At 73.4% G+C, this 13,823-nt stretch carries 12 protein-coding genes; 6 read left to right on the top strand and 6 right to left on the bottom strand.

Translation table 11 applies throughout. From position 1 onward, the window contains the following. The first annotated feature begins 26 nt into the window (after window positions 1-26). On the top strand, window positions 27-1,295 hold the full coding sequence (gene efeB, locus KUA19_RS05015) for an iron uptake transporter deferrochelatase/peroxidase subunit (RefSeq protein WP_217394914.1): 1,269 nt from the start codon (window positions 27-29) through the stop codon (window positions 1,293-1,295). 81 nt (window positions 1,296-1,376) lie between these two features. On the opposite strand, the gene KUA19_RS05010 is transcribed toward efeB, so the two are convergent. Beyond that, window positions 1,377-2,312: an RDD family protein gene (locus KUA19_RS05010; protein WP_308167340.1), complete on the bottom strand. Its 936-nt coding sequence runs from the start codon at window positions 2,310-2,312 to the stop codon at window positions 1,377-1,379. Window positions 2,313-2,404: 92 nt separating this feature from the next. Here KUA19_RS05010 and KUA19_RS05005 point away from each other — a divergent pair, with 92 nt between their 5' ends. Beyond that, complete coding sequence (locus tag KUA19_RS05005) at window positions 2,405-3,385, top strand: stage II sporulation protein M (RefSeq protein WP_217394913.1); 981 nt, start codon at window positions 2,405-2,407, stop codon at window positions 3,383-3,385. On the opposite strand, the gene KUA19_RS05000 is transcribed toward KUA19_RS05005, so the two are convergent. From KUA19_RS05000 to KUA19_RS04980, 5 genes are read right to left on the bottom strand one after another with little or no spacing between them, the layout of a single operon-like run. Continuing rightward, window positions 3,371-4,678, bottom strand: coding sequence for a DUF58 domain-containing protein (locus tag KUA19_RS05000; RefSeq protein WP_217394912.1), 1,308 nt, complete (start codon window positions 4,676-4,678; stop codon window positions 3,371-3,373). The genes KUA19_RS05005 and KUA19_RS05000 overlap by 15 nt on opposite strands. Further along, window positions 4,678-5,655, bottom strand: coding sequence for an AAA family ATPase (locus tag KUA19_RS04995; protein ID WP_308167339.1), 978 nt, complete (start codon window positions 5,653-5,655; stop codon window positions 4,678-4,680). The genes KUA19_RS05000 and KUA19_RS04995 overlap by 1 nt, the downstream gene beginning before the upstream one ends. Next, entirely contained in the window at window positions 5,652-6,959 is a 1,308-nt protein-coding gene (locus KUA19_RS04990; RefSeq protein WP_217394911.1) for a DUF4350 domain-containing protein, read from the bottom strand. The genes KUA19_RS04995 and KUA19_RS04990 overlap by 4 nt, the downstream gene beginning before the upstream one ends. Further along, the gene (locus KUA19_RS04985) at window positions 6,956-7,531 is read right to left on the bottom strand and encodes a DUF4129 domain-containing protein (protein WP_217394910.1); all 576 of its coding nucleotides are present in this window, start codon (window positions 7,529-7,531) and stop codon (window positions 6,956-6,958) included. Before KUA19_RS04985 ends, KUA19_RS04990 begins: the two co-directional genes overlap by 4 nt. Next, window positions 7,528-8,379, bottom strand: a complete 852-nt coding sequence (locus KUA19_RS04980; protein WP_217394909.1) for a hypothetical protein — start codon at window positions 8,377-8,379, stop codon at window positions 7,528-7,530. Before KUA19_RS04980 ends, KUA19_RS04985 begins: the two co-directional genes overlap by 4 nt. Before the next feature lie 217 nt (window positions 8,380-8,596). On the opposite strand from KUA19_RS04980, the gene mtrA reads away from it, so the two are divergent. From mtrA to KUA19_RS04960, 4 genes are all read left to right on the top strand, one after another. Further along, window positions 8,597-9,286 carry an MtrAB system response regulator MtrA gene (gene mtrA, locus KUA19_RS04975; RefSeq protein WP_217394908.1) on the top strand — a complete coding sequence of 230 codons (690 nt, stop codon included), beginning with the start codon at window positions 8,597-8,599 and terminating at the stop codon, window positions 9,284-9,286. Window positions 9,287-9,524: 238 nt separating this feature from the next. Further along, on the top strand, window positions 9,525-11,090 hold the full coding sequence (gene mtrB / locus KUA19_RS04970) for an MtrAB system histidine kinase MtrB (protein ID WP_217395341.1): 1,566 nt from the start codon (window positions 9,525-9,527) through the stop codon (window positions 11,088-11,090). Continuing rightward, window positions 11,087-12,931 carry an LpqB family beta-propeller domain-containing protein gene (locus tag KUA19_RS04965; RefSeq protein WP_217394907.1) on the top strand — a complete coding sequence of 615 codons (1,845 nt, stop codon included), beginning with the start codon at window positions 11,087-11,089 and terminating at the stop codon, window positions 12,929-12,931. Before mtrB ends, KUA19_RS04965 begins: the two co-directional genes overlap by 4 nt. Window positions 12,932-12,934: 3 nt before the next feature. After that, window positions 12,935-13,675: a ComF family protein gene (locus KUA19_RS04960; protein ID WP_308167338.1), complete on the top strand. Its 741-nt coding sequence runs from the start codon at window positions 12,935-12,937 to the stop codon at window positions 13,673-13,675. Window positions 13,676-13,823 lie beyond the last annotated feature (148 nt).

Below are 13,823 nucleotides of genomic sequence, written 5' to 3'. Positions count from 1 at the left end.
GGGGCTTCTTCCACCCCCGAAGGGACGTGACCCACGTGGTATCGCGACGTACCGCCCTGACCGCCGCCGGTGTCGGCATCGCCGGTGTGGCCGGAGCCGTGGCCGTGGGCTCGGCGATGATGAACGACAGCCCCGACCCGGCCGCCGCCTCGCCGGGCGCCCCGGTGCCCTTCTACGGGCCGCACCAGGCCGGGATCGTCACCCCGGCGCAGGACCGGCTGCACTTCGTCGCCTTCGACGTGATCACCAAGGACCGGGCCCGCCTGGTCGAGATGCTGCGCGAGTGGTCCGCCGCGGCGGCGCGGATGACCGCGGGCCGCGACGCGGGGCTGCTCGGCGCCGTCGGCGGCCAGCCGGAGGCGCCGCCGGACGACACCGGCGAGGCGCTGGGCCTGCCCGCCTCCGGGCTCACCCTGACCATCGGCTTCGGCCCATCGCTGTTCCGCGACGCCGACGGGGTCGACCGGTTCGGCATCGCCGACAAGCGCCCCGCCGCGCTGGAGGACCTGCCGCACTTCCCGGGCGACGCGCTCAAGCCGGAGATCAGCGGCGGCGACATCTGCGTCCAGGCCTGCGCCAACGACCCGCAGGTGGCCGTACACGCGGTGCGCAACCTGGCCCGCATCGGCTTCGGCGTGGTCAGCGTGCGCTACTCGCAGCTCGGCTTCGGTCGCACCTCCAGCACCTCGCGGGCGCAGGTCACCCCGCGCAACCTGATGGGCTTCAAGGACGGCACCCGCAACCTCAAGCTGGAGGACGGCAAGCTGCTCGACGAGCAGCTGTGGGCGCACGCCGACGACGGCGCGGCGTGGATGGCCGGGGGCAGCTACCTGGTGACCCGCCGCATTCGGATGCTCATCGAGACCTGGGATCGGACCTCGCTGACGGAGCAGGAGGCGATCTTCGGCCGGGACAAGGGCGAGGGCGCGCCGCTGGGGCAGCGCAAGGAGTTCGACGAGCCCGACTTCGCGGCCAAGGGCGCCGACGGCACTCCGACGATCCCGATGGACGCCCACGTCCGGCTGGCGCACCCGGCGCAGAACAGCGACGCCCACCTGCTGCGGCGCGGCTACAACTTCGTCGACGGCTCCGACGGGCTGGGACGGCTGGACGCGGGCCTGTTCTTCATGGCCTACCAGCGCGACCCGCGCAAGCAGTTCGTGCCCGTGCAGCGCAACCTGGCCCGCCACGACACGCTCAACGAGTACATCCGGCACACCTCCAGTGCCCTGTGGGCCTGCCCGCCCGGCGTCGCCAAGGAAGGCGACTTCTGGGGCAGCGGCCTCTTCAACTGAGCGGCAGACCCCGCTCGGCCGGCGCCGCCTCGGACCCGACCCGCCCCGGTCGGGACCGAGGCGGCGTTCGTATGCGCGGGGTCAGGCGGTCGGCGCGGCGGTGCGCAGCGCCGTGTCGGCGGCCGGGACCGTGGCCGGGGCGGTGGCCGGGACCACTGCCGCGGTGGCGGGCGTGGGCTGGGTCGGCAGGGCGGGGAACAGCTGGGGCCACAGCGCGGCGTGGCTGGCGCGGTTGCGGGCCAGCCGCAGCGCCGAGCGGCGGTGCCGCTCGCCGACGATCGCGGCCAGATAGACCCAACCCGGGGTGTTCGGCGGTGGCGGCGGCGTGGTGACGGCCAGGATCTCGGTGGCCAGGGCCTGACCCAGCCGGGTGCGGTACGGCTCGCGCAGGCCGCGGCTGCGGGCCAGGAAGTGCCGGGCCGCCAGGGCCAGCTCGTCGTCGAGGTCGGTCAGGTCCAGGGTCGCCGCCCACTCCTGCAGGAACTGCGGGGTGCTGGGCACCCAGCCCCAGCTCTGCGGAGTGCGGTCGTGGATGACGATGGTGCCCGCGGCCAGATCGGCCAGGCGCTTGGCCTTCGCGGAGCCGATGAGCACGCCCAGGCTCGCCGCCCAGCTCACCGGCAGCAGCACGCCGGGCCACTCCAGCACCGTGCCGACCAGGGCGCGGGTGAAGGCGTGGCGCAGGGTGACCGGGCCGCCGTCGTCGCGTACCACCCGAAGGCCCATCGCCAGCTTGCCCACCGACCGCCCGCGGGTCAGCACCATCAGCACCGCCGGGTAGACCACCAGGGCCAGCGCCGACGTCAGCACCCACGCGATCGGCGGCGCCGCCGAGGTGAAGCCGAGCAGCAGCAGGACGAGGGTGAGCAGCGACGCCAGCACGATCATCAGGAAGATCTGCACGAACATGTCCAGCATCAGGGCGAGCACGCGGGATCCGGCCCGCGCCAGGCGCACCTCCAGGTGCACTGCCTCGCCGCTGACCAGACCCGCCGCTGTGGTGTCGCCCTGTCGCACCGGCACAGTGAATCACAGGCACACCCGACTGGGCTGTCCCCGCTAGGCTGCCGGTCGGCGCGGACCCCTCCCGCGCCGGGGGAGGACGAGCAGTGGACCTGGATGCGTACGTCGCCGAGCACCGGGGCGAGTGGCGCCGGCTGGACACGCTGAGCCGCCGTCGGCGCCGCCTGAGCGCGGCCGAGGCCGACGAACTGGTGTTGCTGTACCAGCGGGTGGCCACGCACCTGTCGGTGGTCCGTAGCCGCACTCCGGACCCCGCGCTGGTGGCGGAGCTGTCGCGACTGGTGCTGGCGGCCCGTGGGGCGATCACCGGACCGACCGCGTTCGACTGGCGCAGCGTTCCCCGCTTCTTCACGCACAGCCTGCCGCTGAGCCTGTACGTCGCCCGCCGCTGGTGGATCGCGTCCGCCCTGGCCTTCTTCGCGGTCTCGGCCATCCTGGCCGTCTGGGTCATCGAGGACACCAGCGTGGCCGCGCAGTTCGGGCTGGGCGCGGGCGAGATCCAGCAGCTGGTCGAGCACGACTTCGCCGACTACTACAGCGAGTACGACCATCATGTCTTCGGCACGCTGGTGTGGACCAACAACGCCTGGATCGCGCTGCAGTGCCTGGCCTCGGGCGTGGCCATCCTGCCCGTGTTCTGGCTGCTGTGGCAGAACGCGCTCAACCTCGGCCTGGTCGGCGGCATCATGATCGGCCACGGCGGCGCGGAGCAGTTCTTCGGGTTGATCGCCCCGCACGGCCTGCTGGAGCTGACCGGCATCTTCGTGTCGGCCGGGATCGGGCTGCGCCTGGGCTGGTCCTGGATCGTGCCCTCGCCCGGCCTGAGCCGGGGCCAGTCGCTGGCCGCCACGGCGGTGCAGAGCATGGTGGCCGCGCTGGGGCTGGTCGGCGTGTTCGCGGTGGCCGGGTTCCTGGAGTCGTTCGTGACCCCGTCGCCGCTGCCGCTGCTGGTCCGGGACGCGATCGGGCTGGTGGTCTGGCTGGCGTTCCTGGCGTACGTCTTCGTGCTCGGCGCTCGGGCGCAGCGGGCCGAGGCCGCCGCGCCCGAGTCGTCAGAGCTTGCCTGAGGCCTTCAGGTCCAGGTAGGCGTCGGTGACCCGGCTGGCGAACACGTCGGCCGGGAAGTCGAGCACGGTGACCCCGTTGCGGCTGAGCGCGCTCGCGATGCGCTCGCGGTCGGCCAGCGCCCGCGTCCCGGCCGCCGCGGCGTAGACGTCGCCTGGAGCGTCCAGCGGGGTGGCGGCCAGTTCGGTGAGCGCGTGATCGTGCACGGCCGCGATCAGCACCCGGTGCCGTGCCGCCAGCTTCGGCAGCACCGGCAGCAGGCCCTCACCCAGCGCGCCCGGCTCCAGGGCGGTGAACACCACCACCAGGCTGCGCTTGCGCTCGCGTCGCAGCACCTCGCTGGTGATCAGCTCGAAGTCCGTCTCGACCATCGCGGGCTGCAGCGGCGCGACCGCGTCGACCAGGCGCGGCAGCAGCGACCGGCTCTGCGTGGCGGTGACCACGGCCCGGACCCGATGGTCGGCGGCGATGAGATCGACCTGGTCACCGGCCTCGCGGGCAACCGCGGCCAGCAGCAGCGCCGCCTCCATCGCCGCATCCAGGCGCGGCTCGTCGCCGACCCGGACCGCGCTGGTGCGGCCGGTGTCGAGCACGCAGACGACCCGGCGAGACCGCTCCGGCCGCCAGGTGCGCAGCATGACGTCGCCGCGCCGGGCGGTGGCACGCCAGTCGATGGAGCGCACGTCGTCGCCGGGAACGTACTCGCGCAGCACGTCGAACTCGCTGCCCTGGCCCCGGCCCCGGATCGCGGTGGCGCCCTCGACGGTACGCAGCCGCGACAGCTTCTCCGGCAGGTGCTTGCGGGAGGCGAAGCGCGGCAGCACCCGCAGGGTCCACGGCACGTCGTGATCGGCCTGCCGGAACGCCAGGCCGAACGGTCCCCGGCTGCGCACGGTCACCCGCGCGGCGGGTCGGTCGCCGCGTCGGGTCGGGGTGAGCGCGGTCGGCAGCAGCGCGGTCGCACCCGCGGGCAGCCGCAGCTGGTACGGCTCGTCCGACGCGCCCGCCGACGGCACCCAGGCATCGCGGATCAGCAGCTCGCCCGGCCGCTGGGTCGGGTTGCGCACCGACAGCGTGACCTGGGTGCTCTCGCCGAGCCGGACCGTGGTGGCGCCGGAGCGGGCCAGGGTCAGCCGCCGCGGGTCGGCCGCCAGCGACCGGTCCAGCAGCACCAGCAGGGCGAGCAGGACCAGCAGCACGGCGAACACGGCCGACGGATAGACGCCCAGGATCGACCCGAAGATCACCCCGACGGTGCCCAGGGCCGCCAGCGCGGCGGTGCGTGCGGTGGGCATCAGCGGGGCGTCGGGACGGTGGCCAGCACGGAGTCGAGCACCGCGTCCGCGGTGACACCCTCCAGCTCCGCCTCCGGGGTCAGCCGCAGCCGGTGCCGCAGCGTCGGCCGGGCCATCACCTTCACGTCGTCGGGCGTGATGTGGTCCCGCCCGGCCAGCCAGGCCCACGCCTTGGCGGTGGCCAGCAGCGAGGTGGCGCCGCGCGGCGAAGCCCCCAGCTCGACCGAGGGCATGGCCCGGGTCGCCCGGCAGATGTCCACGATGTACGCCATGACGCCGTCGGCGACGGTGACCTTGCCGACCGCCTCGCGCGCGGCCGCCAGCTCCGCGGCCCCGGCCACCCGCTGGATGCCCACCGCCCGCAGGTCACGCGGGTCGAAGCCGGAGTGGTGGGCGCGCAGCACGCCCAGCTCCTCGTCCCGGGTGGGCAGCGGCACGGTCAGCTTGAGCAGGAACCGGTCGACCTGCGCCTCGGGCAGCGGGTAGGTGCCCTCGTGCTCGACCGGGTTCTGGGTCGCGGCGACCAGGAACGGTTCGGGCAGCGGGCGGCTCACCCCGTCGGCGGAGACCTGGCGCTCCTCCATGACCTCCAGCAGCGAGGACTGGGTCTTGGGGGGCGTCCGGTTGATCTCGTCGGCCAGCAGCAGGTTGGTGAAGACCGGCCCGGGGCGGAACTGGAACTCGGTGGTCCGCGGGTCGTAGATGACCGAGCCGGTCACGTCGCCGGGCATCAGGTCGGGGGTGAACTGCACCCGCTTCATGTCCAGTTCGAGCGCGGCGGCGAGGCTGCGTACGAGCAGGGTCTTGGCCACCCCCGGCGGCCCCTCCAGCAGCACGTGCCCCCGGCACAGCAGGGCGATGACCAGCCCGGCCACCACGCCGTCCTGCCCCACCACGGCCTTGGCGACCTCGGTACGCAGCCGGCCGAGCGCCTCGCGGGCCGGGTCGGCGGGTTCGAACGTCAGCGGCTCGGTCACCGGTGTTCTCCTTCGTTGATGCGGGTGCCGGTCACGGTCTCGACCAGCGTCTTCAGTTCGGTGGCGCGAGCGTGCAGCTCGCTCTCGGAGGTGGGCTCGTTGCCGTACAGCAGCCGGTCGAGTTCGGTGCGGCGGCCGGGCAGGCGCGCGTCCAGCGCGTCGACCAGCTGCTGCCGGTCGGCGGTCGACGGCAGCCCCAGCGCGGTGCGCAGGCGGACCCGGGCGTCGGCGCGCAGCACGTCCAACACGGGACCCCGGGCACGGGCGCGCAGGTAGAGGCGGGCGCGGCCGAGCGCGGTTTCGGCGCCGCGCACCTCGACCGGCAGCGGCTCGACGGCCGGAGCACCCAGCCGCCGCCCCTTCGCCAGGGCCAGCAGCACGCCCGCGACCAGGAGCAGCAGCACGGTCCAGAACGTCCAGTCCGGGAACGGGCTCGGCGGCGTCCAGTCGTCGGAGGACGACTGCGGGCTGTCGCGGTTGTCACCGTCGTCGGACTGCTCGCCGGGTTCGGTGTTCGGCCGCTCGTAGACGACGTCGGGCGGGAGTGTCGCGCCGGGCGACGGGGAAGTCGTCACGACCACGGTCGGGCTGGTCGGTCGCGGGCTCTCCAACGTGTGCAGGTCCAGCCAGATCAGGGTCCGGTGCCTGCTGAGCAGATCGGCGGCGAACCGGCTGTTGTCGTGTTCGGCGAGCCGATCGGCCCGGAACGGGTCGTCGCTGCCCACCGCGATGAACTCGACGCCGTTGTAATTCAGCTGCGCGAGGCCGTGCTCGTAGCAGAAGACCGGCTCCTTGCTGCTGTTCTTGACCTTGAGGTATCGGGTGCGGGCCACCGCGGCCGGAGCGGCCGTGGTGAGCGGGCAGTCCGGCCCCGGCCCGGTCACCGCGGTGGCCCAGCGGCGGTCGGCCACGCCCAGCGTGGGCACGAAGTCGCCCAGCTCCGAACCCGGCTCGACCAGCACCACGGTGGCCCCGTCCGGCGCCAGGTCGACGACGTCGCGGTAGTCGGGATGGACGAAGCGCGGCGCGGGGATGAACAGGGTGACGTCGCTGCCCAGCCGCTTCATGCGCGCGAGCGCGTCGCCGGTGCGAGTGTCGGTGAGGATGCTGACGCCCCGGGCGCGCAGCAGCTCGGCCAGGTCGCGGCCGCCCTGGTCGGCGGGCGAGGTGGGGGCGAGGTACGTGGCCTCGCTCGGATCGGTCTGCTCGACCGCGTGGGCGGTCAGCGCGACCGCGACCACCGCCACCACGGGCACGAACGGCAGGACCAGCCGCCAGCGGCGGCGCTTCTTCGCAGGCGTCATGCCCGGCCTCGCAGCTGCTCGTGGACGCGGTCGAGGCAGTCCCTGACCGCGGCGTCGTGGTCGGCGGTGGCGGGGCGCTTGCCGTACCAGATGGTGGAGAAGGTCTCGGTCGCGGTCGTCACCGCGGGGGCGATCTCGGGCCGGGCGGTGCCCGCCGCACGGGCCAGCTCGGTCACGGTCAGCCCCGGCTGGTTGGTGACCACGTCGCGGTCGACCAGCTCGCGCACCATGGCGCGCAGCCGCTCCCGGACCGCCTCGGCGTAGCGCCCCTGGGCGGCGAGCCGGTCGGCCAGCGTGGTGAAGACGACGGGGGCGACCTCCGGCAGCTCCTCGACCGCCGCCTCGACGGCGTCGAGCTGCTCCTCGGTGACCACGATGGGCTCCTCGGCGCGCTTGGCGCGCTTGGCGCGGCTGCCCCAGCCCTGGCGCAGGTTCCACCGGTTCGGCAGCCAGGCGGGCCAGGTGTACCAGAGCAGGCCGGTCACCCCGGCGAGCACGAGCAGGCACAGCAGCGTCAGACCCAGCGACATCTGGTCGCTCCAGGCGGCGACCGTCTCGTTCCACCACCTCATCGCGTGGCCGCCAGCAGGTCGGCGGAGAGCGGGCGGCGCAGCGCGGCCCGGTTGAGCCAGATGTCCAGGCCCTCGACCCGGGCGCGCGACTCGATCAGCAACGCGGCGTCCAGGGCGGCCAGGCAGGCGTACGCCACGGTGTTGGCCAGCACGAAGCTCGGGATCAGCACCCAGTCGTAGTCCGCGTTGTCCAGCGAGAGGAAGTCCTGCCCGGCCACGACGCCGAGGAAGAAGCCGAAGCGCAGCAGGGCCCAGGCGAGGTAGCCCAGCACCCGCACGCCCAGCACGCGCAAGCCGCCCCGGAAGGCGACGGCACTGGCTCGGCCCAGCGTCCGGAACAGGCCCTGGCGTTCGACGTACAGCACGACCGCGGCGAGCCCGAACAGCGGGTAGCCGACCAGCCACACCGGCCCGAGGAACGCGCCGAGCAGCGCGGGCACGCCCGCGATCAGCGCGAGCAGGGCGGTCTTGGCGATGATGCCGGGGCGGAACCGGCCGAGTTGGCGCGCGGGCACGCTCGCGACGTCGGCGACCACGGCGCGGCCGGTCACCAGGCCCAGCGCCGTGATGATCATCGCTTCCAGGCCCATGCCGAGCGCGAACACCGTCCAGTACCCGGAGAACAGGTCGGGTGGGCCCGAGGCCGGGTGGTAGCCCTCGCCGAGCCGGATCGGGTACAGCACCAGCTGCTCGAGTGCGGCCAGCACGGCGGCCACCATGAGCAGCGTCCGCCCGTTGCGGTGCACCAGCTGCATCGCCGCGTCCAGCAGCTCGCCGAGGGTGAGCGGGCGAAGCGGCACGGCTCGCTCGTACGGCGGCTGGTGCGCGGCCGGCGCGGCGCGGTCCAAGAGGTGCTCCGAGGGGGTGTCGGGGTGGGGGTGGGGCAGCGCCCGTCATCCTGGCACGCCGAGGCCAGTCGCGTGGTCCCACCCTCGCGGGGCGTGGCCGGTCGCGGGGTCCCCACCCTGGCCGATCGGACGAGATCCGCGAAGGCGGTTCGTGTCTTGCGGGATGGGATGGAATATTGGACGACATGAACGAGCTGATGCTGCCTGGAGCAAATGGATGAGGGCCCGAGTCCTGGTTGTGGACGACGATCCCGCCCTGGCGGAGATGCTCGGCATCGTGCTGCGCAGCGAGGGGTTCGTCCCGGCGTTCGTCGCCGACGGTGAGCGCGCGCTGGCGGCGTTCCGCGAGGCGCGCCCGGACGTGGTGCTGCTGGACCTGATGCTGCCGGGGATGAGCGGCCTGGACGTGTGCCGCGCGATCCGCGCCGAGTCCGGGGTGCCGATCGTGATGCTGACCGCCAAGAGCGACACCGTCGACGTGGTGCTCGGGCTGGAGTCCGGCGCCGACGACTACGTGGTCAAGCCGTTCAAGCCCAAGGAGCTGGTCGCCCGGGTGCGGGCGCGGCTGCGCCGGGGTGAGGACGTCACGCCCGAGCTGCTGACCATCGGGCCGCCGAACAACCAGATCGTCATCGACGTGCCCGCGCACACGGTGACCCGCAACGGCGACGAGGTGAAGCTGACGCCGCTGGAGTTCGACCTGCTGGTGGCGCTGGCCCGCAAGCCGCGCCAGGTGTTCACCCGCGAGGTGCTGCTGGAGCAGGTCTGGGGTTACCGGCACTCGGCCGACACCCGACTGGTGAACGTGCACGTGCAGCGGCTGCGCGCCAAGATCGAGCCGGACCCGGAGCGTCCAGAGATCATCTTGACGGTTCGCGGGGTGGGCTACAAGGCCGGGACCAGCTAGTCTTGCCCACGCTGTGACCACCCCCGCCCCCCGCCCCGACCTGCTGTCCAGCGCCGCCGAGGGCGACGACGACGGCCGCTCCGGCGCGTCCGCCTCGCGGGCCGCCCGGCTGGCGACCGGGCTCGGCCGCCTGGTCCGCCGGGCCGCCCGGGTGCCCGCGCTGCGCCCGGCGGCACGCAAGGTCGCGCCCGTGCTGCGGCAGGGTCGGCGCACCTGGCGCCGCTCGCTGCAGCTGCGCATGGTCACCATCACCCTGCTGTCCTCCAGCGTGCTGGTCGGCGGGTTCGGCTACCTGGTCGCCAAGCGCAGCACCGACGCGCTGCTGGGCGGTGTCGGGCAGGAGGCCAAGCAGCGGTTCGACAACGGCGTCGTCGACGCGACCGAGCAGATGAACATCATGCTCACCGCCGAGGACCCCAAGATCACCCAAGACATCACGCTGCTGCTCAGCTCCCTGGCCGGGCAGCGCTCGGACGCCAGCGGCGTGGTGGTGGCGATGCGGTTCAAGGACGAGCCCGCGCGGACGCTGCCCAGCGAGGGCCTGGTGTGGCCGCAGGGTCACGACGTCGGCAAGGCCATCACCAAGGCCCTGGAGGACGACGTGATGGCGGGCGGGTCCAGCCATCAGTACGTCACCGCCGACCTAGGCGGCGACGAGGGCCAGGGCACCTACCTCGTGTACGGCTCGCCCGTCCCGACCCGCTGGAAGCACGGTTCGGTGCAGCTCTACTACCTCTTCCCCGTCGACAGCCAGATGGCCATCGCCGAGGACATCCGGTCGACCATCAACTACATCGGCGCGGCGCTGGTCCTCCTGCTGGGGGTCGTGACGGCGCTGGTCACCCGGGCGACGGTCAGCCCGGTGCGCGTCGCCGCCCGGACCGCCCAGCGCCTGTCGGCAGGCCTGCTCGACCAGCGGATGGCCGTCAAGGGCGAGGACGAGCTGGCCCTGCTGGCGGACGCGTTCAACCAGATGGCGGCCAACCTGCAGCGGCAGATCGTCCGGCTGGAGGAGATGTCGCGCCTGCAGCGGCGGTTCACCTCCGACGTCTCGCACGAGCTGCGTACGCCGCTGACCACCGTCCGGATGGCGGCCGACCTGATCCACTCCGAGCGCGACAGCTTCGAACCGGCCGTGGCCCGCAGCGCCGAGCTGCTGCTGGGCGAGCTGGATCGGTTCGAGGAGCTGTTGACCGACCTGCTGGAGATCAGCCGCTTCGACGCGGGGTTCGCCATGCTTGACGCCGAGCCGACGGACCTGGTCACCGTGGTGCGCCGGGTGACCGAGCGACTGGAGCCGGTCGCCGAGCGCCTGAACGTGTCGCTGGAGCTGGTCGCGCCCGACCCGCCGGTGATCGCGGAGATCGACGGTCGCCGGGTGGAGCGCATCCTGCGCAACCTGGTCGGCAACGCGGTCGACCACGCCGAGGGCAAGCCGGTGGTGGTGACGCTGGGGGTGGACAACCGGGCCGTCGCGATCACGGTGCGCGACCACGGCGTGGGGCTGAAGGCGGGGGAGGAGAAGCTGGTGTTCAACCGGTTCTGGCGGGCCGACCCGTCCCGGGCCAGGCAGACCGGCGGCACCGGCCTCGGGCTGTCCATCAGCCTGGAGGACGCCCGCCTGCACGGCGGCTGGCTGGAGGCCTGGGGCGCGCCCGGCCGGGGCGCCCAGTTCCGGCTGACCCTGCCCGTGCGCGCCGGCGGCCGCCTCGTCGGCTCGCCGCTGCCGCTGGTGCCCGCCGAGCTGCCCGCCCCGCGCGACGGTGCGCAGGACCGGGCGCGTCCGCAGGGAGCCGCGGCGTGACCGGGCTTGACCGGCGCCGCCTGCTCGGCCTGTTCTCCGGGGCCGGCGCCGCGCTGGCGTTGGGTGCCTGCGGCATCAGCCCCGGCGACGAGGTGGTGCGCGATGGGCCGGGCCCCACGGCCGGACCCGGCGTGGCGCCGGCCGCCCTGGCCACTCCGCCCAAGCGCACACCCACCGAGGTGCCCAGCGTGCTGGTGACGGAGTTTCTCCAGGCGTCGGCGGGCGACCACGGGACGCAGGCTTCGCACGCGCAGGTGATGGAGGTGCTCAAGAGCTACCTCAGCCCCGCGGCGATCGAGGAGTGGAGTCCCGGCACCGAGGTGAACCTCGTCCGGCTCACCACGCAGCCGACCCGCACCGACGTCAAGGGCGTCTACTTCTCGGTGCAGCACCTCGGCGTGCTGACGCCGGACGGGCGGATCGAGCCGCCCCGGCTGACCCAGAAGACCTACACCATCGAGGTGGAGAAGTCGGCGACCGGGCCGGGGTTGGTCATCACCAAGCCGCCCAACGACCTGCTGCTCATCGACACGGCGGTGGCGAAATACTACGACGTGCGGCCCATCTACTTCCTCAGCAGCGGGGACGCCTCGACGCTCGTGCCCGACCTGCGCTACCTGCCGCGCGCGGTGCCGCCGGAACAGCAGGGCAACCGACTGCTGGAATGGCTGGTCAACGGGCCGTCGTCGTGGCTGGACCGGGCGGTGGCGCGCCTGCCCGAGGGCACCGCGCGGCGGGGCAACATCACGTTGAGCGCCGACAACGTGACGGTCAACCTGACCGCCAGCGTCTCCGACGCGACCGCGCTGGACAACCTGGCCGCGCAGCTGTGGTGGACCCTGCGGCCGGACCGCTCCAACCGTGGCCTGCAGTTGCGCACCGAGGGCGTGCCCGTCACCACGAGCACGGCCTACCTGTCGAAGAACGCGGCGGTGCTCGAGGGCACGCTGGCGGACGAGCCGCGCCGCTACGCGGTGGTCGACGGCAGCCTGCACCGCCTGCGCTCGGGCCCGGCCACCGCGCCGCTGGCGCTGGGCAACGTCAACCAGAACGTTGTCGTCGCCGCGGTGTCGCGCCGGGCGGAGGCGGTGGCGCTGGTGCGCAAGCGCTACGGCCACCACCAGCTGTGGATCGGCGCGGTCGACCGGATCCTGTACAGCGGGCTTGACGGCGAGAGCATGTCGGCACCGACCTGGCTAGACCGTGGCAAGTCCAAACTCCTGGTGATCGTGAACGGCGAGATCTATGCCGTGGACGTCGAGGGCGGGCACGCGCCCGTGCACGCCGAACGACTGCCCGGCAAGGTCACCGCGATGTCGGTGGCCCCCGACGGCCGCCGGATGGCGCTGGTCATCGGCGGAAAGCTGTACGTGGCCACGCTGATCCGCGATTCCAACCGGGTCACCTCGTTCTCGATCGGCCAGCCGAGACTGGTGCCGACCGGGCTCAGCGACCTGAAGGGGGTGGCCTTCACCAAGGAGGACCACCTGGTCATCGCCGGGCTCAGCCCCGACCAGGAGGTGCTGCTCTTCGAGATCACCGTGGACGGGGTGCTGCGCTCGGACAAGCTGAGCCCGGCCCGGCTGCACACCGAGATCTCGAACCTGGTCGCGTACGTCGACAACCCGATCACCGGTCCGGGCCTGAACCTGCTGCTCGACATGGACGGCTCGGCGTACCAGGTGTTCGGCAACACCATCCGCGACCCTGAGCCACTGAGCCAGTTCCTGGTGTCGTCGCCCACGCCCACACCTTCGGCCTCGGCCTCGGCACTCTCGCCCACGGCCTCGCCCAGCCCGCCGACGCCGCCGACCGTCTCCGCCGCCTGCTTCGAGGGCTGAGCCGTGCCGCCGGGGGTCCGCCGTGCTCGGGCGGGTGCCGCCGCGACCGCCCTGTGGGGTGCGCTGAGCGACCTGGTGCTGCCCGCCGCCTGCGCCGGGTGCGGGCAGGAGGGCCTGCCGCTGCGGTTCGAGGTCTGCGAAGGCTGCGCCCGCGAGCTGGAGGGCCTGCGGGCCCGGCCCACCCGGCCGCAGCCCGCGCCGGACGGCCTGCCCGAGTGCGTCACCCTCGGCGACTACGACGGGCGGCTGCGGGAGCTGCTGCTGGCGTACAAGGAACGCGGTCGGCACCGGCTGGCCCGGCCGCTGGGCGCGCTGCTGGCCGAGGCGGTCGCCGCCGTGGTGCCGAGCTCCCCGGTGCTGCTGCTGCACGTGCCGGACACGGCCGCGGCGGCGCGGGCGCGCCATGGCGACCACATGCTGCTGCTGTCGCGGGGCACAGCCGCCCGGCTGCGCGAGGCGGGCCGCCGGGTCGGGGTGGCGCAGCCGCTGCGCGCCCTGCCCAAGGCCGACTCTACCCAGCTGAGCTCGGCGCAGCGGGCGCTGGCCGCGCTGGGTGGGTTCACCACGGCGCCGGGCCAGCTGGCCGCGGCGCGCCGGGCCGCCGCCGGGTCGGTGGTGGTGCTGCTCGACGACATCATCACCACGGGCGCGACTCTTTCGGCCGCGGCGGCATGTTTGGCGAATGCGGGGGTACGGGTTGATGCATGCGTCACTCTCGCCGCGACACGCCGGACCCGTGCCTGACCGAGAAATATGCCGGAAACTTCCGCATAATGGCCTGATCGGCAGCCGGTGACGGCTCGGTGACGCGTGGTACCGAAAGGGCGAATCTCGTCAAAACAGTCTTGGTACAAGGGATGACGAGAGGCTGTCCAGCGGCTAGCGTCAGAAG

This window comes from Catellatospora tritici (assembly GCF_019083965.1).
Lineage (GTDB): Bacteria > Actinomycetota > Actinomycetes > Mycobacteriales > Micromonosporaceae > Catellatospora > Catellatospora tritici.
This window is presented reverse-complemented; position numbering and strand designations above follow the sequence as displayed.